This window comes from Agromyces ramosus (assembly GCF_030817175.1).
GTDB classification, from domain to species: domain Bacteria; phylum Actinomycetota; class Actinomycetes; order Actinomycetales; family Microbacteriaceae; genus Agromyces; species Agromyces ramosus_A.
The window spans coordinates 3289070-3307910 of the sequence record NZ_JAUSYY010000001.1 but is presented as its reverse complement, the minus strand read 5'-3'; the positions used below and the strand labels follow the sequence as shown (position 1 = coordinate 3307910).

At 72.5% G+C, this 18841-nt stretch carries 17 protein-coding genes and 1 tRNA gene; 10 read left to right on the top strand and 8 right to left on the bottom strand.

The window, feature by feature from the left end:
• Positions 1-132: 132 nt before the first annotated feature.
• From thrB to QFZ26_RS15445, 6 genes are all read right to left on the bottom strand, one after another.
• Positions 133-1095: a homoserine kinase gene (gene thrB / locus QFZ26_RS15470; protein WP_307043664.1), complete on the bottom strand. Its 963-nt coding sequence runs from the start codon at positions 1093-1095 to the stop codon at positions 133-135.
• On the bottom strand, positions 1092-2189 hold the full coding sequence (gene thrC, locus QFZ26_RS15465; RefSeq protein ID WP_307043662.1) for a threonine synthase: 1098 nt from the start codon (positions 2187-2189) through the stop codon (positions 1092-1094). Before thrC ends, thrB begins: the two co-directional genes overlap by 4 nt.
• A complete protein-coding gene (locus tag QFZ26_RS15460; protein WP_307043660.1) occupies positions 2186-3496 on the bottom strand; it encodes a homoserine dehydrogenase in 1311 nt (436 codons plus the stop codon). The genes thrC and QFZ26_RS15460 overlap by 4 nt, the downstream gene beginning before the upstream one ends.
• Positions 3493-4914 carry a diaminopimelate decarboxylase gene (gene lysA, locus QFZ26_RS15455; protein WP_307043658.1) on the bottom strand — a complete coding sequence of 474 codons (1422 nt, stop codon included), beginning with the start codon at positions 4912-4914 and terminating at the stop codon, positions 3493-3495. Before lysA ends, QFZ26_RS15460 begins: the two co-directional genes overlap by 4 nt.
• Before the next feature lie 155 nt (positions 4915-5069).
• Positions 5070-6023, bottom strand: a complete 954-nt coding sequence (locus QFZ26_RS15450) for an LmeA family phospholipid-binding protein (protein WP_307043656.1) — start codon at positions 6021-6023, stop codon at positions 5070-5072.
• 21 nt (positions 6024-6044) lie between these two features.
• Entirely contained in the window at positions 6045-7715 is a 1671-nt protein-coding gene (locus QFZ26_RS15445; protein WP_307043654.1) for an arginine--tRNA ligase, read from the bottom strand.
• A 39-nt stretch (positions 7716-7754) separates the two neighbouring features.
• Between QFZ26_RS15445 and QFZ26_RS15440 the strand changes: the two genes are divergently transcribed.
• From QFZ26_RS15440 to QFZ26_RS15410, 7 genes are all read left to right on the top strand, one after another.
• Positions 7755-8378, top strand: a complete 624-nt coding sequence (locus tag QFZ26_RS15440) for an iron ABC transporter ATP-binding protein (RefSeq protein ID WP_307043652.1) — start codon at positions 7755-7757, stop codon at positions 8376-8378.
• A gap of 9 nt (positions 8379-8387) precedes the next feature.
• Positions 8388-9569 (top strand): ROK family transcriptional regulator, encoded by a 1182-nt coding sequence (locus tag QFZ26_RS15435; RefSeq protein ID WP_307043650.1) that lies wholly within the window; start codon positions 8388-8390, stop codon positions 9567-9569.
• A gap of 77 nt (positions 9570-9646) precedes the next feature.
• Positions 9647-9719, top strand: a tRNA-Arg gene (locus tag QFZ26_RS15430).
• A 68-nt stretch (positions 9720-9787) separates the two neighbouring features.
• Positions 9788-10321, top strand: coding sequence for a sigma-70 family RNA polymerase sigma factor (locus QFZ26_RS15425; RefSeq protein ID WP_307043648.1), 534 nt, complete (start codon positions 9788-9790; stop codon positions 10319-10321).
• Positions 10322-10371: 50 nt separating this feature from the next.
• Positions 10372-11106, top strand: a complete 735-nt coding sequence (locus QFZ26_RS15420) for a hypothetical protein (protein ID WP_307043647.1) — start codon at positions 10372-10374, stop codon at positions 11104-11106.
• A gap of 81 nt (positions 11107-11187) precedes the next feature.
• On the top strand, positions 11188-13215 hold the full coding sequence (locus QFZ26_RS15415) for a TPM domain-containing protein (RefSeq protein WP_307043645.1): 2028 nt from the start codon (positions 11188-11190) through the stop codon (positions 13213-13215).
• Between the two features lie 158 nt (positions 13216-13373).
• Positions 13374-14111, top strand: a complete 738-nt coding sequence (locus QFZ26_RS15410; protein WP_307043643.1) for a PspA/IM30 family protein — start codon at positions 13374-13376, stop codon at positions 14109-14111.
• Between the two features lie 63 nt (positions 14112-14174).
• On the opposite strand, the gene QFZ26_RS15405 is transcribed toward QFZ26_RS15410, so the two are convergent.
• Positions 14175-14996, bottom strand: coding sequence for an NAD-dependent epimerase/dehydratase family protein (locus QFZ26_RS15405; RefSeq protein WP_307043640.1), 822 nt, complete (start codon positions 14994-14996; stop codon positions 14175-14177).
• 83 nt (positions 14997-15079) lie between these two features.
• On the opposite strand from QFZ26_RS15405, the gene QFZ26_RS15400 reads away from it, so the two are divergent.
• The 3 genes from QFZ26_RS15400 to QFZ26_RS15390 all read left to right on the top strand — a co-directional run bounded on the left by QFZ26_RS15400 (position 15080) and on the right by QFZ26_RS15390 (position 17928).
• Positions 15080-15937 carry an arginase family protein gene (locus tag QFZ26_RS15400; RefSeq protein ID WP_307043637.1) on the top strand — a complete coding sequence of 286 codons (858 nt, stop codon included), beginning with the start codon at positions 15080-15082 and terminating at the stop codon, positions 15935-15937.
• Between the two features lie 81 nt (positions 15938-16018).
• On the top strand, positions 16019-17524 hold the full coding sequence (locus tag QFZ26_RS15395; RefSeq protein ID WP_307043635.1) for a dihydrolipoyl dehydrogenase family protein: 1506 nt from the start codon (positions 16019-16021) through the stop codon (positions 17522-17524).
• A gap of 8 nt (positions 17525-17532) precedes the next feature.
• Positions 17533-17928 (top strand): Fe-S oxidoreductase, encoded by a 396-nt coding sequence (locus QFZ26_RS15390; RefSeq protein WP_307045097.1) that lies wholly within the window; start codon positions 17533-17535, stop codon positions 17926-17928.
• Here QFZ26_RS15390 and QFZ26_RS15385 read toward each other — a convergent pair.
• Positions 17891-18817 carry a siderophore-interacting protein gene (locus QFZ26_RS15385; protein WP_307043633.1) on the bottom strand — a complete coding sequence of 309 codons (927 nt, stop codon included), beginning with the start codon at positions 18815-18817 and terminating at the stop codon, positions 17891-17893. The genes QFZ26_RS15390 and QFZ26_RS15385 overlap by 38 nt on opposite strands.
• Positions 18818-18841: the final 24 nt, after the last annotated feature.

Here is an 18841-nt window from a genome sequence, read left to right as displayed (position 1 = left end):
TGCGTTTGCCAGTCTATCATCACCGAACCGTTCGTCCCGACACACGACGCGCTGCGGAAAGCGGATGCCGGGAGGAGGGGCAAGCTCGCCGACGTTGAACGTTGTCTGGGCTGCCGCCCTTCGCGTCGGACGTCAACGCTCCGCGTTGACGACCGTCGCGCCCTTGAAGTCCACCGCGAGCGGCAGTGCCTGCCATTCGGTGTCGGCTGCGGCCTCGACGAGCGCGATGGCATCGGCACGCTCACTCGGGTCGCTTGCGAGCACGAGGATGGAGGGACCGGCACCCGACACGACAGCCGGATGTCCCGCGGCGCGCAGCGCCCGGATCAGCCGATCGGTCTCGGGCATGGCTTCGGCCCGGTAGTGCTGGTGGAGCTTGTCCTCGGTGGCCTGGAGCAGGAGTTCGGGACTCTGGATGAGCGCAGCGACGAGCAGTGCCGAGCGCGACACGTTGAACACCGCGTCTTCGTGCGGCACCGACTCGGGCTGCAACGAACGGGCGAGCGCCGTCGACATCTCGTGCTCGGGCACGAGCACGAGCGGGGAAACGCCCCGGTGCACCATGAGCTTCTTGTGCCGCGGCCCCTCGGGCGTCACCCACGCGATCGTGAGCCCGCCGAAGAGCGCTGGGGCGACGTTGTCGGGGTGGCCCTCGAGCTCGGTCGCGATCTCGAGCAGGTCATCGGGAGTGAAGTCGACGACCCCCTCGAGCAGGCCCCTGGCGGCCATGACCCCGGCGACGATCGCGGCACCCGAGGACCCGAGGCCGCGGCCGTGCGGGATGCGGTTGTGCGCCACGAGCTTCAGGGCGGGCAGCGGTACCCCGGCGCGCTCGAAGGTATGCGCGATGGCGCGGACGACGAGGTGCGACGCGTCGAGCGGCACCTCGCCGGCGCCGACGCCGTGCACCTCGATCTCGAGCACCGGGGCGTCGGGTACGGAGACCTCGAGCTCGTCGTAGTGGGCGAGCGCGAGTCCGAGCGTATCGAAGCCCGGACCGAGGTTCGCCGACGTCGCGGGCACCTTGACCTGCACGCGGCGGCCGACGAGCGAGGGCGTGACGCCCGTGCCCGCGGTCGCGGCTGCGTCGGTCATGAGCTGAGCCCGAGCACCGCGGCGACCTCGGCCGTGTCGACCGGCACGATCGTGGGCTGCACGTCGGAGCCGTCGGCGGTGCGAAGCGCCCACTGCGGGTCCTTCAGGCCGTGCCCGGTGACCGTGAGCACGACGCGCGCGCCCGCGGGCACGACGCCGGCGGCCGAACGCTCGAGCAGGCCAGCGACGCTGATCGCCGAGGCGGGCTCGACGAAGATTCCGACCTCGGCCGAGAGGATGCGCTGGGCCTCGAGGATCTTGTCGTCGTCGATCGCGCCGAAGTAGCCGTCGGACTCGTCGCGCGCCTCCAGGGCCAGTTCCCAAGAGGCGGGGTTGCCGATGCGGATCGCGCTCGCGATCGTGTCGGGGTGACGCACCACCTCGCCACGGACGATCGGTGCCGAGCCTGCCGCCTGGAAGCCGAACATGCGCGGCAGCCGGGTGGCGTTGCCCGCCGCGATGTCCTCGCGGTAGCCGCGGGTGTAGGCCGTGTAGTTGCCGGCGTTGCCGACGGGGATGAAGTGGAAGTCGGGGGCGTCGCCGAGCACCTCGACGACCTCGAACGCGGCCGTCTTCTGCCCCTCGATGCGGTCGTTGTTGACCGAGTTCACGAGGTGCACCGGGTAGTTCTCGGCGAGGTCGCGCGCGATGTCGAGGCAGTCGTCGAAGTTGCCCTGCACCTGGATGAGGTTCGCGTTGTGCGCGATCGCCTGGCTCAGCTTGCCGAGGGCGATCTTGCCCTCCGGCACGAGCACGGCCGCCGAGATGCCGGCGTGCGTCGCATAGGCGGCGGCCGAGGCGGAGGTGTTGCCGGTCGACGCGCAGATGACGACCTTCGCGCCGCGCTCGACGGCCTTCGTGACGGCCATCGTCATGCCGCGGTCCTTGAAGGAGCCGGTGGGGTTCATGCCCTCGAACTTCACCCAGACGTCCGCGCCGGTGCGGCGCGAGAGCGCCGGGGCGGGCAGGAGCGGCGTACCGCCCTCGCCGAGGGTGACGACGGGCGTGGCATCCGTGACGTCGAGACGGTCGGCGTACTCGCGGATGACTCCGCGCCACTGGCGTGACGAGGCCTTGGGGGTGGGGTGGTTCACACTGCTCCTTCGACTCGGAGGACGGACGCGACGGATGCGACGACGGGGCTCTGGGCGAGGGCGGCGACGGTCTCGGCGAGCGCGGACTCCTTCGCCTCGTGCGTCCCGATGACCAGCGTAGCCCGCTCGGAGCCGCCGCTCACGGTCTGCTGGAGTTGCTCGACCGAGACGCCGTGCTCGGCGAAGGTGTGCGCGATCTTCTCGAGCACGCCGGGCTCGTCGGCGACTTCGAGCGTGATCGCGTAGCGCGTCGTGATGCGGCCGATGTCGAGCACGGGGAGCTCGGCGTGCGTGGACTCGGCGGTGCCGGGGCCCCCGATCACGTGACGGCGTGCGATCGCCACGAGGTCGCCGAGGACCGCGGAGGCGGTCTGCACTCCCCCGGCGCCCGCGCCGTAGAACATGAGCGGGCCGGCGGCGGAGGCCTCGACGAAGACGGCGTTGTTCGCGCCGTGGACCGCGGCGAGCGGGTGGATGCGCGGCACCAGCGCGGGATACACGCGCGCCGACACCCCCTCTTCGCCCGTCTCGGCGTCGGTGAGCCGCTCGCAGATGGCGAGGAGCTTCACGACGTACCCGGCGAGGCGGGCCGACTCGACCTGTTCGGCCGTGACGCCCGTGATGCCTTCACGGTGGACGGCCTCGACGGGGACGCTCGTGTGGAAGGCGAGGCTCGCGAGGATCGCGGCCTTCTGGGCGGCGTCGTATCCGCCGATGTCGGCGGTCGGATCGGCTTCGGCGAAGCCGAGCTCGGTCGCGGTCGCGAGGGCGTCTTCGAGCGAGGCGCCCGTGGTGTCCATGCGGTCGAGGATGAAGTTGGTGGTGCCGTTCACGATGCCGAGGATGCGCTCGATGCGGTCGCCCGCGAGACTGTCGCGGAGCGGGCGGATGATCGGGATGGCGCCGGCGACGGCCGCCTCGTAGGAGAGCTGCGCACCGACCTGCTCGGCCGCGGCGAAGAGCTCGGGGCCGTGGTTCGCGAGCAGCGCCTTGTTGCCGGTCACCACGTCGGCGCCCGAGGCGATGGCGGCGAGCACGAGCGTGCGCGCCGGCTCGATGCCGCCCATGAGCTCGATCACGATGTCGGAGCCGACGATGAGCGCCTCGGCATCGGTGGTGAGGAGCTCGCGCGGCAGCTCGGCGTCGCGCTTCGCGTCGAGGTCGCGCACGGCGATGCCCACCAGCTCGATGCGCGCACCGATGCGCTGCTCGAGCTCGTCGGCGTGCTCGAGCAGGAGGCGAGCGACCTGCGAGCCGACCGAGCCCGCGCCCAGGAGCCCCACGCGGATGGAACGGTACTCGATCATGCGTGTGCCCCTTCTGCGGCGCCGGTGGTGTCGGATGGTTCGAGCCCGGCGTCACGGGCGAGCAGGTCGTGGAGCGTCTCGCCGCGAACGATGACGCGGGCGGCGCCGTCGCGGACCGCGACGACGGGCGGACGCGGCACGTGGTTGTAGTTGGAGGCGAGCGACCAGCAGTAGGCGCCCGTCGCCGGCACCGCGAGGAGGTCGCCGGGGGCGATGTCGCCGGGCAGGTACTCGGCGTCGACGACGATGTCACCCGATTCGCAGTGCTTGCCCGCGACCCGCACGAGCACGGGGTCGGCGTCGGAGGCACGGGACGCGATGCGGGCCGAGTAGTCGGCGCCGTAGAGCGCGGTGCGGGCGTTGTCGCTCATTCCCCCGTCGACCGACACGTAGTGGCGCACTCCCCCCTCGATGGGCACGGGCTTCACGGTGCCGACCGTGTAGAGCGTCACCCCGGCAGGCCCGATGATGGAGCGGCCCGGCTCGAACGCGAGCTTCGGAACGGGGACGCCGTGAGCGAGGCATCCGTCGGACACGGCAGTCAGGATGCCGCGGGCGATCGCCTCGATCGGGGCCGGCTCGTCGGCGGAGGTGTAGGCGATGCCGAATCCGCCGCCGAGGTTCAGCTCGGGCAGCGGGGCCACCCGCGCGAGTGCGGCGTGCGCGGCGAGCAGCCGCTCGGCCGATTCGGCGAACCCGGCGGAGTCGAAGATCTGCGAGCCGATGTGACAGTGCAGTCCGAGGAGGTCGAGGGAGTCGTGCGCGCGGATGCGCGTGCCGAGCTCGACGGCGCGGTCGAGGGCCACGCCGAACTTCTGGTCTTCATGCGCGGTCGCGAGGAACTCGTGCGTCGAGGCGTGCACTCCGCTGTTCACACGGAGCCGTACGGGCTGCACGCGGCCGGCGCGCGACGCGGCCGCTGCGACCCGCTCGATCTCGATCTCGCTGTCGATGATGATCGCGCCGACGCCCGCACCGACCGCGGCCTCGATCTCGGCGAGGGACTTGTTGTTGCCGTGGAAGCCGAGGCTGGCGGGGTCTGCGCCCGCGGCGAGCGCGACCGCGAGCTCGCCGCCCGTGCACACGTCGACCGCGAGGCCTTCGTCGGTGACCCACTGGACGACGGCGCCGGAGAGGAACGCCTTGCCCGCGTAATAGATCGTCACGGTCGTGCCGGCGGATGCCGCGGCCGCCTCGAAGGCGGCGCGGATGCGGGACGCCCTGCCCCGGGCGTCGGCCTCGTCGACGACGTAGAGCGGCGTGCCGAACTCGTCGGCGAGCGACGCGGCGTCGCGACCGGCGATGACGAGCCGGCCGTCATCGTCGCGCGCGGCGCCCGACGGCCACACCTGTGCGGCGAGCGCATTGGCGTCGTCGGGCACCCGGAGCCAGCCGGGTGCGGGTGCGGTGGATGCCACGGGGAAACCTCACGGGACGGACGAATCGGCGGATCGCTCGCGGCGAGCGAACCCGGATCGGTTCCTGAAGCCTGCTGCGTGCCGACCTTGTGGGACGGCGTACCGGCGAGTCTACCGAGCGGCCCGGAGCCCGCCGAATCGATGACGCCCGGGCATCACGGGCACGTGCCGGTCTGCTGGAGGCTCGCGGTGTCGAGCGTGATCCCCTGTGCGGCCAGGCCGACTCGGACGTTGCCAGGCGCGACGGCGATCGACTCGACCTCGACGCCCTGGGGCAGGCGGTCGGCGACGCAGATCGCGACGGGGTCGCTGCCGAGCAGCCGGTCGATGATGCTCGAGGCGTCGAGCGAGCCGCCGCCGGCGTCGACCTCGACGCCGACGGGCTCGAGGAGCACCGTGTCGCCCGCGGCGGTGGGCCGCGCCGTGACGGCGTAGGTGATCGGAATGCCGAGCAGCTCGATCTGGCCGTCGTAGGCGACCGTGCCCTCGCCGAGCACGAGTGCCGCGTCGACGCCGGCCGCAGCGACGAGCTGGTTCACGGATGCCTCGCCGGCGTTGATGACCGCCTCGAGCTCGCGCACCGGCGACTCGAGGTCGACCGGCACGCCCTCGGCCACGATCGTGACGTCGAGCGGCGCGCCGGCGACCTCGAGCTGCGGTGCGGTGAGCGTCACCTGCTCCATCGTCCCGGAGAGGTACTGCGCGATCACGGAGAAGCCGCCGATCGCGACGTCGACGTCGCCCTCGACGCCCGCCGGGAGGTTGCCCTCGATCTCCTCGGCGACACGCTGCTGGGCGATCGTGCGCGCCACGACGTCGACCACGATGACGATCGCGACGAGGGCGACCACGACCGCGACGATCGCGATCGCGACGCGAGCGCCCCGGCTCATGCGGCGACGTCGCGGTGCCGTGTCGCCGGCACCCGACGAGTCGGCGGGGCCGGTCGAGGCGGCCGCGACCGTCGGCCGGACGCCGCCCTCGATCACCTCGGTCGGCTGCCCGTCGGGATCGATCGGCTCGATGACCTTCGTCGCCTGCTCGTCGTCGGCCGGGACGGCGGGCGCCGCGGCATCCGCTCGCTCGGATTCGTCGCCGTGCTCAGCCATCGATGCCTCCGGTTCGTGTGATCACATGCGTTCGGGTGCCGAGACGCCGAGGAGGTCGAGTCCGTTGCGGATGACCTGTCCGGTGGCGTCGTTCAACCACAGGCGCGTTCGGTGCAGCTCGCCGATCGGCTCGTCGCCGAGCGGCAGCACGCGACAGTTGTCGTACCAGCGGTGGTAGAGCCCCGCGAGCTCCTCGATGTAGCGCGCGACCCGATGCGGCTCACGCAGCTCGGCCGCCTGGGCGACGATGCGCGGGAACTCCTGCAGGGCGCCGAGCAGCGCCGACTCGGTCTCGTGCGTCAGCAGCTGCGGTGCGAACGACGAGCGGTCGAGGCCGACGGATGCCGCATTGCGGTCGACGGCGCAGGTGCGGGCGTGCGCGTACTGCACGTAGAAGACGGGGTTGTCGTTCGTGCGGCGCTGCAGGATCTCGGGATCGATCGTGAGCGGCGAGTCGGCCGGGTATCGGCCGAGCGTGTACCGCAGTGCGTCGGTGCCGAGCCAGGCCTGCAGGTCGTCGAGCTCGACGATGTTGCCGGCGCGCTTGGAGAGTTTCGCTCCGTTGATGCTCACGAGCTGGCCGATGAGCACCTCGATGTTCTCGAGCTCGTCGCCGGCTGCGCCCGCGAGCGCCTTCAGGCGATGCACGTAGCCGTGGTGGTCGGCGCCGAGGAGGTAGATCTTGTGCACGAAGCCGCGATCGCCCTTGTCGAGGTAGTACGCCGCATCGGCGGCGAAGTACGTGTAGACGCCGTTGGCGCGACGGATGACCCGGTCCTTGTCGTCGCCGAAGTCGGTCGTGCGCACCCAGACGGCGCCGTCGTCGTCGAAGACGTGGCCCTGGGCACGAAGCCGCTCGACGGCGGTGTCGACGTCGGAGAGCCCGTCTTCGCCCTTCACCTGGAGGCTGCGCTCGCTCGTCCATACGTCGAAGTGCACGTTGAAGCGCTCGAGCGAGGCGCGGATCTCGGCGAGCTGCAGCTCGTAGGCGATCTCCGTGGCCGTGTGCAGCGCGACGTCGTGCTCGAGGTCGAGCAGGTGCGGCTCGCGCTCGAGCACCCGGCGGGCGAGGTCGGCGATGTAGCTGCCCGGGTACCCGCCCTCGGGTGTCGGCTCGCCCTTCGCCGCAGCCAGGACGGAGCGCCCGAAGGTGTCCATCTGGCTGCCGGCGTCGTTGATGTAGTACTCGTTCGCGACCTCGGCACCCGCGGCGCGCAGCACCCGGCCGATGGAGTCGCCGAGCGCCGCCCAGCGGGTGTGACCGATGTGCAACGGCCCCGTCGGGTTCGCCGACACGAACTCGAGGTTGATGCGGCTGCCGGCGAGCGAGTCGCTGCGCCCGTATTCGGCGCCGGCGTCGACGATGGCCTTCGCGAGGGCGCCGGCCGCCGCGGCGTCGAGCCGGATGTTGATGAAGCCCGGTCCGGCGACCTCGGCGCTCGCCACGCCCTCGACGCCCGCGAGACCCTCGGCGAGCTCGGTCGCGATCTCGCGCGGGTTGGAGCCGAGCGGCTTCGCCACGCGCATCGCGACGTTCGACGCCCAGTCGCCGTGCTCGCGGTTCTTGGGGCGCTCGAGCGCGACCTGGTCGGCTGAGAGCTCGAGCGACACCTCGTCGCCCGCCGCGCGACGTCGCTCGACGAGCGTGGTCACGAGGTCGTACAGGGCACGCGAGAGATCGGCGGGAGTCACCCGCAAATCCTACCCGCCACGATTGATAGGGTTCGTCACATGCCGCGCCCGATCCGCCTGCCCCGCCCCCGTCCTGCCGGCCTCGCACTCGCCGCAGCGGCCTCCGTCATGCTCCTCAGCGGATGCGTCCCCGAGTCGCCCGCCGCGACCGAGACCGCCGCACCCCCCAGCGGCTCTGCGACGCCCGCCCCGTCGGGCGAGCCGACCGAGTCGGCGGTGCCGACCGAGGAGCCGACGCCCTTCGCGATCGCGTGCGACGAGCTCGTCACCAACGACCAGATGTACGCGTTCAATCCCAACTTCGGCGCCGACCCCGGCTACGCCCCGTCGGCCGCCGGCATCACCGCCGTCGTCGACGAGTCCGGCACCGCCTGCGGCTGGCTCAACCAGACGAGCGGCGACGTGATCGAGATCGGCGTCGCAACCCTTCCGCCCGGTGCGCTCGAACAGCACAAGAACGAGGCGGCGCTCGGTTCGAACGTCGTGCCCACCTACGGGACGCCGCCCGACATCGAGGGCTACTTCCGCCAGGTCGCCGGCAGCGGCGAGGCGCAGGTGTTCCGCGGCACCTACTGGATCGTGATCGACTCCGCGGCGCTCTTCGAGCCCGGTGACGCCCAGCAGCTCGTCACCGCCGTCCTCGGCAACCTGCCGGCCGTCTGACCCGCGACGATGCGGTCGGCACAGGGCACCCCCTCATGGCTCGGCGCGGTCAACGACCGCGTGGGCCTCTCGGCGCTGCTCGACCACGGACCGCTCACGCGCAACCGCATCTGCGAGCTCGTGGGCGTCTCCAAGCCCACCGCGTCCATGATGATGACCCGCCTGATCGCGGCCGGCGTCATCGAGGAGCGCGGCCAGGTCGGCGGCAATCCCGGACGCAGCGCGACCCTCTACGCCGCGCGCACCGACCGGCCGCTCGGCGTCGCGATCGCGATCGACGCGAACGAGCTGCGTGCGAGCGTCGTCGATGCGGCGGGAAGCCCCCGCCCGGTGGTCAGGTTCGGGCTTCCCCGTTCCGCCGACGACCGTTCAGCCGTCGGCGAGGTCGCGGCCGCCATCCGCGACGCGAGCGCCGCAGCGGGCACCGACCCCGCAGTGGTGCACTCCGTCTGCATCGGCACCGCCGGGTACGTCGACCCCGGCGGCGAGGGCAGGCTCTTCAGTGAGACCCTGCCGGGCTGGCCGGTCACGGGCCTGCGCACGACCCTCGAGTCCGAGCTCGGCGTCGCGGTGTTCATCGAGAACGACGTGAACCTCGCCGCGCTCGCCGAGCGGGAGTCGGGCGCCGGCGAGGGTCGGGACGTGTTCGCGCTGCTCTGGCTCGGCAACGGCATCGGCGCCTCGTTCGACGTGGCAGGCGACCTGCACCGGGGCAGCTTCGGCGGCGCCGGTGAGATCGGGTTCCTCCCCCTCTCGGCCGAGGCGCGCGCGCTCGACCCCGAGGCGACGAGCAGCCAGGACCTCGCCGGGTCCATCGGCGTGCGCCGCATGGCCCGCGCCCGCGGCCTCGAGGCGGCCGACTACCGCGCCACGCTCGAAGCCGTGGTCGCGAGCGAGGCGCACGACGAGTTCTTCGACGAGCTCGGCGAACGCGTCGCGCACATCGCACTGCCGTTGCTCGCGACCCTCGATCCGGGCCGGCTCGTGCTCGCCGGCCCGACCGCAGTCGCCGGCGGATCACGACTCGCCGACGCGGTGGAGCGGGACATCCGTCGCCTCAGCCGCTGGTATCCCGAGGTCGTCGCGACCCGCGTCGACGACGACCCGGTGCTCGCCGGCGCCCAGGTGTTCCTCACCGCGAAGGTGCGCGACGACCTGCTCGGCACCGTGGCCCGGCTGAGCGTGCCCTGAGCCGTGCCGACGGGCCCTGAGGAGGCCGTTGGACGTCCGTGATGCGGGGGCCGAGGTGGTAGTCTTTCCAACTGTGCGCCTCCGTAGCTCAGGGGATAGAGCGCCGGTTTCCGGTACCGTAGGTCGGGGGTTCGAATCCCTCCGGGGGCACAACGAAATGCACCTCCCAGTCGTCTGAAGAGATGACGGCGGAATGTCCTCCGTCGGGAGGAGCGAGGGTGAGCGGGTCGTGGGACGCCGTGGCCACCGCGCTGGTGGTCGAGCGCGGTGACGCGCTCAGCAGGTACGCGTACCTGCTCACCGGCAGCGTCGACGATGCGGCCGATCTCGTGCAGGACGCGCTCGTACGCACGTTCGGCACACCGCGCTTCAGCCTCACGGTGCCACGCGCCGAGGCGTATGTGCGCCGGGCGATCCTGAACGCCGTGATCGACCGCTCGAGGCGCGACGGCACCTGGCGTCGAGTACGGCACCTGACGCTCGCGCCGTCGTCGGTCGAGTCGCCGGCCGACGCCAGCGACGAACGGCTCGACCTCATCGAACGGGTGCGGGCGCTCGCACCCCGCCAGGCGGCGTGCATCGTGCTGCGCTACTACGAGGACCTCACGGTCGAGGGCATCGCCTCGGTGCTCGGCATCAGCCAAGGCGCGGTCAAGCGCTACCTGAGCGATGGCCTCCGTGCGCTCTCCTCCGCGATCGATCCGGCGGGCGAACGGTCCGCGCGAACGGGAGGCAGCAATGTCGGCACCTGAGACCAGCGACCCCGACCGCGGGCTCGGCGAAGGCCTCCGTCGGGCAGCGGATGCCGCGACCCCGCGACCCATCGACGTCGACCGCCGTGATCGCCGCGAGTCGCGGGCGGCGCCGCTCGCGTCGCTCGGCGGCGCTCGGCGTCGCCGCCACGGCGGCCGTGGTCCTCGCCGTCGGCGGCCTCGCGACCGTGGTGAACGTGCTCGGCCCCAACGCGGCGTCGCAGTCCGCGCTCACCTCGGAGTCGGCGGCCGACACCGCACCCGAGGCGGGTTCCGAGGCGCGCACCGATGCACCGGCGGCCTTCCGCCTCGCGGCACCCGAGCAGGTGAACCTCTGCGGTGCGCCGGTCGCAGCGGCGACGGATGCCTCGGGCTCCGGCCTCGTCGTCACCGTCGAGCCGCCGGCGGCGCTCGCGCCCGGCGCGACCGGCGACGCCCGCGTCACCGTGACCAACGCCGGCTCGACGCCGGTCGCGGGCGAGCTCCGCATCGCGCCCGCACTCACGATCGCCGGCGACGGCATCACCCGCTGGCACACGAACGGGGCGGTCGCCGACGCGCTCACGCCGGTGACCCTCGAGCCCGGGGCATCCGCCACTCTCGACGGCCCGGTGACGGCCGTCGCGTGCAGCAGCGACGACGAGCTCGCAAAGGCATTCCCGCCCGCGCTGCCGCCGCTCGTTCCGGGCGACTACGCGGTGACCGCGGTGGTGATGTTCATCGACCATGAGACGGGCGCGATCGACTACCTCGTCTCACCGCTCGCACCGCTGCAGGTGCTCTGACGCGGGTGGCAAGCCGTGGACGCCGCCGCGGTGTCCCCATAGACTCGGGAGGTCCGCTCGCACGGGGAAAGGCGCTGGTGCATGCAGCCGGTACGCAGGGGTTCGATTGTCCTGGCACTGCTCGCCGGGGTGGTGATCGTCGCTGCAACACCCGCTCTCGCATGGGCTGAAGACCCCGTCTCATTCGGCTCCTCGCCCGTCGTCGACACCGTCGGCGCGCTCGGCGGCAGCCTCGACGACGTCGAGCGGGCGATCGACGAGGCCGCCGATGCCAGCGGTCGCCAGCTCTTCGTGGCGTACGTCGACGAGTTCACCAATCCGGCAGCAGCCGACGCCTGGGCCGACGAGACGGCGATCGCCAACAACCTCGGCGCCGAGGACTACCTCCTCGCCGTCGCCATCGACGGACGCGCGTACTACCTGTCGGCCGATGCCGGCGCGTCGCTCAGCGATGAGGAGCTGAACCGCATCAGCCTCGAGGTGATCGAGCCCGAGCTGCGCGACGGCGACTGGGCGGGGGCCGCGATCGCCGGCGCCGAGGCGATCGGCGGCACCGGTCAGGGCGGCGGCGGAGGCGGTGTCGGCTGGGGCTTCATCTGGTTCCTCGTGATCGCCGGCGCCGTCGTCATCGTCATCGCGATCGTGCTCGCGCGTCGCAAGAAGCGCAAGCAGGCTGAGGGCGGTGTCACCGCAGGTGGTCCGCCGCTCCCCTCGCTCGACGAGCTCCGGCGCACCGCGGGCAGCGCGCTCGTGCAGGCCGACGACGCGGTGAAGACGAGTGAGGAGGAGCTCGGCTTCGCGGTCGCCTCCTACGGCGAAGAGGCCACGGCCGACTTCCGCGCGGCGCTCGACGGCGCGAAGGCCAAGATCGCCGAGGCGTTCACGCTGCAGCAGCGCCTCGACGATGCCGAGCCCGACAGCGACGACGAGCGGCGCGCCTGGTACGGCGCCATCATCCAGCTCACCGGCGAGGCCGACGCCCTGCTCGACGAGCAGGCGGAGCGCTTCGACGAGCTCCGCGACCTCGAGCGCACCGCGCCCGAGGCGCTCGCGCGAGTCGAGTCGGCGGCCGCGACCGCCGAGGGCGCCATCGCGCCGGCCGCAGAGCGACTCACACAATTGCAGGCGCGGTACGCCGCGTCGGCGCTCGCTCCAGTCGCCGACAACCCCGCGCAGGCGCAGGCGCGCATGACGTTCGCCCGCGAGGAGCTCGCCGAGGCGAGCGCGGCGATCACGCAGGGCGAAGCGGCGAAGGCGGCCGTCGGCATCCGGGCCGCCGAGGAGTCCGTCGATCAGGCGCAGCTCCTCGCGAGCGCGGTCGAGCGGCTCGCGACCGACCTCGAGGCCGCCGATCAGGCGGTCGTCGCCGGGGTCGCCGAGCTCGATCGCGACGTGCAGACCGCTCGCGCCGTGGCCGATGAGTCCGTCCGGGCCCTCGCCGAGCGCGTCGCGGCCGACGCTGCTGCGCTGCGTTCGGCGCTCGCCGAGGCCCCGCGTGACCCGCTCGCGCTCCAGGCACGACTCGCGCAGGTCGACGCCGAGATCGACGCCGCCATCCAGCGCGCCCGAGACGCAGCGGAGCAGGCAGCGCGCGCCCAAGCCCAGCTGAGCAGGTCGCTCCTCGCCGCGAGGTCCCAGGTGCGTGCGGCCGAGGACTACCTGGTGGCACGCCGCGGAGCCGTGGGCGCCGAAGCACGCACTCGCCTCGCCGAGGCGGGCCGGCTGCTCGTCGAGGCCGAGGCGACCGCGCCCTCGGACCCCGCCGCGGCGCTCGCGACCGCGCAGCGGGCGGAGCAGCTCGCCCGCACGGCGCTCTCGCTCGCCGAGCAGGACGTCGGCGGCTTCGGCGGCACCATGGGCGGCTTCGGCGGCCCGATGGGCGGCACGAGCGGCGGAGGCGGCGGCGACCTGTTCGGGGCGGTGCTCGGCGGCATCCTGATCAACTCCGTGCTCGGCGGCGGCGGAGGGGGTGGCGGCGGCTTCGGCGGATTCGGCGGGGGCGGGGGCCGTGGCGGCGGATTCGGCGGATTCGGAGGGGGCGGCCGCTCCCCCGGAAGCTTCGGCGGCTCCGGAACGCGCTCGCGGCGCGGGAGCGGAGGCCGATTCTGACGCACGCGCACGGCCGCCGCCCGCAATCCCTTCCGGGGCACCCGGCACACGAAACGGTCACCGTCCGAACCGACTGAACCGACTGAACCGACCGAACCGACCGACCGACCGACCGACCGATACGAACCGATCTCCGACCACCACGAAAGGGAACGACCATGGCAAAGCAGTCCATCTTCGGACGCATCTCGCAGCTCCTGCGGGCCAACATCAACGGCCTCATCGACCAGGCTGAAGACCCCCAGTTGATGCTGGACCAGATGGTTCGCGACTTCACGAACTCCATCGCCGACGCCGAGGCGGCGATCGCAGAGACCATCGGCAACCTGCGCCTCCTCGAGGACGATCACCGCGAAGACGTCGAAGCCGCTCGCGAGTGGGGCGAGAAGGCCATTGCCGCGAGCCGCAAGGGCGACGAGCTGCGCTCGGCCGGCGACGCGTCGGGCGCCGACAAGTTCGACAACCTCGCGAAGGTCGCCCTGAGCCGCCAGATCTCGGCCGAGAACGAGGCGAAGGCCGCCGAGCCGCAGATCGCGGCGCAGACCGAGGTCGTCGACAAGCTGAAGTCGGGCCTGAACGGCATGAAGGAGAAGCTCGTCCAGCTGCAGAACAAGCGCTCCGAGCTCGTCGCCCGTGCGAAGACCGCCGATGCGCAGCGACAGGTGCACGACGCCGTCAAGTCGATCGACATCCTCGATCCCACGAGCGAGATCGGCCGCTTCGAGGACAAGATCCGCCGCGAAGAGGCGGTCGTGCGCGGCCAGGCCGAGCTCGCCGCCTCGAGCCTCGACGCACAGTTCAACGAACTCGACGACCTCGGCGAGCTCACCGAGGTCGATGCGCGCCTCGCCGAGCTGAAGGCGGGCGGCACCTCGCAGGGCGCCATCTCGGGCTGAGCGCCCAGCCCACACGAACGGCCGTGCCGCGCGAAGGTTCGCGCGGCACGGCCGTTCGCGTGATCAGAAGGGGCGCTGCTTCGAGAGCGTGAACTCGGGGCTCGCGAGGTCGCCGCCCATGGGACCGCTCGTCACCGGACCGGGCCGGCCGGGGATCTCCTCTCGGTGGACGGCGGCATCGTCGAGCGGCTCGAAGCCCAGTCGGCGCCCGGCCTCGAGGTCGACGGAGCCATCGCGATTGTCGGAGTACGCGAACATCGTCTCGAACGTGATCGGCTCGTGCCGCATCGCGGCGAGGAACGCGCGGGCGGCATCTGCGTGACTCACCCAGATGCTGAGGTCGCGCGCCTCTGCGGGCCGCGCCTTGAACGCCCCGATGCGCAGTGCGACGACCTCGAGGCCGAACTTCTCGGCGTAGAGACGGCCGAGCTGCTCGACCGTCGTCTTCGTGACCGCGTACAACCCGTCGGGGCGGGTGGGCTTCGTCACGTCGACGCGCTCGCCGACGTCGTACATGCCGATGACGCGGCCCGTGCTCGCGAGGAGCACCCGCCGTACACCCGCCTGCCGCGCCGCCTCGAGGAGGTGGTAGGTGCCGATGACGTTCGCCTCCACGAGATCATGGAAGTCCGCCTCATCGGGAACCGCCGCGAGGTGCACGACCCCGTCGACACCCTGCAGTGCGGCGCGCAGCGACGCGGGGTCTCCGAGCTCCGCGTGCGGCGCCCTCTCGCGAGCATCGAGCTGCTGCGGCGGCACGACGTCGATGAGCACGAGGTGCGCCACCTCGGGGAGCATCGCCTGGCGGAGCACCGTGCCGATGCGACCGGATGCACCCGTGATCGCCCAGACCTCGTCGCCGGTGTTTCGAATTGTCGCGTCCATACCGTCACGGTAGCGCCGACCTCCGTCGGACAGAAGCGGGGCGCACTGGCCGAGCGCGCTCGCGGGGCACGATACTGGGAGGCATGCCCGCTACCTTCGTCGTCGTCCCGCAATGGCAGGGATCCGTCTCCTCCCGGGCGATGAGCCACGCCGATGGTGCCACCGCCATCCTCGGCGACCTGCCCTCGTCGTCCACCATCCTCGTCGAGGTGCCCACCGAGGCGGGCGAGTCGCTCGGCACGGGGGTGCTCCGCTACAGCACCCTGCTTCGCGTGCGCAACCGCACCGCCGAGGTGCTCGAGCGCGTCCCCGACTGGGCGCTCACGATCGGCGGCGACTGCGGGGCATCCGTCGCCGCCGTCGCGCACGCCTCGACGCGGTCGTCCGGCGATCTCGCGGTGCTCTGGCTCGACGCGCACCCCGACCTGAACACCCCCGAGTCCTCGCCGTCGGGCGGCTTCGGCGGCATGACCCTGCGCGCCATCGTGGGCGACGGAGCCGACGGGCTCGCACTCGACGCCGACACGCGCGTCGCTCCCGAGCGGCTCGTGCTCGGCGGCATCCGTGCCATCGACGACGAGGAGCGCCGCTTCATCGACGACCACGGCGTCGCGACCCTCACCGTCGAAGACCTCTCCGACCCGTCGGTCGTCATCGCCGCGCTCGAGGCGACGGGCGCCTCGCAGGTGTTCGTGCACGTCGACCTCGACGTGCTCGACCCGTCGGCGCTCGCCGGGCTCTCGTACCCCATGCCGTTCGGCATCGGCGCCGCCGAGCTCGTCGCGCTCATCCGGGCCGTCGTGGCGCGGTTCCCGCTCGCCGGCGCTGCGATCGCCGGGTTCGCCCCGGCCACGCCCGACGCCGCCGAAGACGACCTGCCCACCATCCTGCGCGTCGTCGGCGCGCTCACCTCCGGCACGGACGGCGCCGCGACGCGCTGAGCTCCGGATGCCCCGAGCGCCCGTTCTGCCTAGGCTGGGGCCAGGTCGCCCGGCGAGCGCCGGCGTACGGAGGGATACGGGATGGAACGCGAAGTTGACGTCGTCGTCGTCGGAGGCGGACCGGTCGGCGAGAACGCCGCCGACCGCGCACGGGCCGCCGGGCTCGAGGTCGTGCTCGTCGAGCAGGAGCTCGTGGGGGGCGAGTGCTCGTACTGGGCGTGCGTGCCGTCGAAGACGCTGTTGCGGAGCGCCGCCGCCCTGCGCGCCGCGCAGCGGGTCGACGGCGCGAAGCAGGCGGTCACGGGCAGCCTCGACGTCGCCGCGGTGCTCGCACGACGTGACTACTGGGTCTCCGACTGGAACGACCAGGGCGGAGCCGACTGGCTCGACAGTGTCGGCATCGGCCTCGAGCGCGGGCACGGTCGACTCGACGGCGAGCGCCGCGTGGTCGTCGAGCGGCCCGACGGAAGCCGGCTCACGCTCATCGCCCGCCACGCCGTCGCGGTGGCCACGGGCTCCGATCCCGTCGTGCCGCGCATCGCCGGGCTCGCCGAGGCGCGACCGTGGACGAGTCGGGACGCGACGAGCGTGAAGCATCCGCCCGCTCGCCTCGCGATCATCGGCGGCGGCGTCGTCGCCGTGGAGATGGCGACGGCCTTCGCGGGGTTCGGCACCGAGGTGACCGTGCTCGCCCGCAGCGGCCTGCTCGGCGGCATGGAACCGTTCGCCGGCGAGGCGGTGGCAGCAGGACTGCGCGGACTCGGGGCATCCATGCACCTCGGAGCGCAGCCCGCGAAGGTCGAGCGCAACGACGCCGACGAGGTCGTGATCACCCTCGATGACGGCCGCGTCATCACCGCCGACGAGGTGCTCGTCGCCACCGGACGCAGACCCCGCACCGGCACGCTCGGCCTCGAGACCGTCGGGCTCGAACCCGGCGACTGGATCGACGTCGACGACACGATGCTCGCGCGCGGCGCGAACGGCAACGCAGACGCGCCCTGGCTGTACGCCGTCGGCGATGTCAACCACCGGGCGCTGCTGACCCACCAGGGCAAGTACCAGGCGCGCGCGACCGGCGACCTGATCGCCGCGCGTGCGCTCGGGAGGCCGGTCGACACGGCGCCATGGGGCACGCATGTCGCCACGGCCGACCATTCCGCGGTGCCGCAGGTGGTGTTCGCCGAACCCGAATGCGTCTCGGTGGGCCTGACCGCCGCCGGGGCCGAGCGCGAGGGACGCACGGTGCGCGTCGTCGACGTGCCGATGCAGTCGGCGAGTGGCGCCGGCATCCTCGCCGACGGCTACGAGGGTGCGGCGAGGCTCGTCGTCGACCTCGAGCGCGGCACGGTGATCGGGGCCACCTTCGTCGGGCAGGATGTCGCCGAATTGCTGCAGTCGGCGACCATCGCGATCGTCGGCGAGGTGCCGATCGCCCGACTCTGGCACGCCGTGCCGGCGTTCCCGACGATGAGCGAGGTGTGGCTGCGACTGCTCGAGGCACTCGGCCGGCCCGCCGACGCGTCCGCAGACGCCCGCGCGTCGGAGTCGCGGGAGTCGGCCGATGACGCGGAGTCCGCCGCGTGAGCGGGCGCATGCTGCGCATCCGCCTCACCGACTCCCCGGTCAGCCGCGCCGGCTACTGGTGGGCGACCCTCGTGGGCTTCATCTGGGGCTTCATCTGGAGCACCGGGCCGATCGAGCGCCGGCACGGGCTCATCATCTTCTCCGGCATGCCGAAGTGGACCTTCGGCCGCGGCGGCTCGTGCGTCGGCGGGTGCTATCTCACCGGCCGCAACACCGGCGAGCGGGTGCTCGGCCACGAAGCGGTGCACCGGCGGCAGTGGCGGACGTACGGCATGCTCTTCCCGCTGCTGTACCTCATCGCCGGGCGCAACCCGCTGAAGAACCGCTTCGAGATCGAGGCGGGGCTCGAGGCGGGCGGCTACCTGCCTACCCCTCGGCGCGGCCGAGCTTCCAATACCCCATGAACGCCACCTGGCGCCGGTCGATGCCGAGCTCCTTCACGAGGTGACGTCGCAGGGTCGTGATGGCGGATGCCTCGCCGGCGAGCCACGCGTAGAGTCCGTCGTCGGCTCGGGCCTCCGGCACCTCCCACACGAGTTCCTCGTCGGTGAGCGCCGGCAGCTCGGCGTCGGCGGCGGCCAGAAGCGCGTTCGACGCGGCGTTCGACGCGGCCCAGGCATCGGCCCAGCCCGTGACGGCCTCGACGAGGCTCGCACCGTATGCCTCGCTCCCGGGCTCGCGAGCGAGCCAGCGCACCTCGACGCCGTCGGGCGCGACGAGCTCGAGCGCGTCGGCAGCGTCGGGCACCTCGAGGAACACGGCGCCGCGAGCGTCGGCGGGCAGCTGCTCGAGGATCACGCTCATCGCAGGAACGGCCGTCTCGTCGCCCGCGATGAGCAGGGTGCGAGCGGCACCGGGATTCCACTCCCAGCCACCGGAGGGTTCCTCGCTCGTGGCGTCGGGGGCCACGAGCAGCATCGGGTCGCCGACGCGGGCTGCGGCGATCCAGCGCGACGCTGGGCCGCTGTCGCCGTGCGCGACGAAGTCGACGACGAGCTCGCCGAACTCGGGACGCGCACCGCGGATCGTGTACGTGCGGATCGGGTTGCGCCGCTCGTCGGCGAGCGCCCGCCACGACGCGAGCCAGTCGTCGCCACGGAGCATCCCGTCGTAGCCGCCGTCGGTGCCATCGGTGCCGTCCACCGGCAGCACGACCTTGATGCGCTGGTCGGGGCCGTCCCACCCGACGTCGCGAAGGTCGTCGGATCGGAACGTCACGCGCACGAAGTGCGGGGACATCCGCTCGATCTCGCCGACGACGGTCTCGAAGACGCGGTATCCGGGCTTGGCCATGCTGGGCTCTCCTGTCGGGGGTGG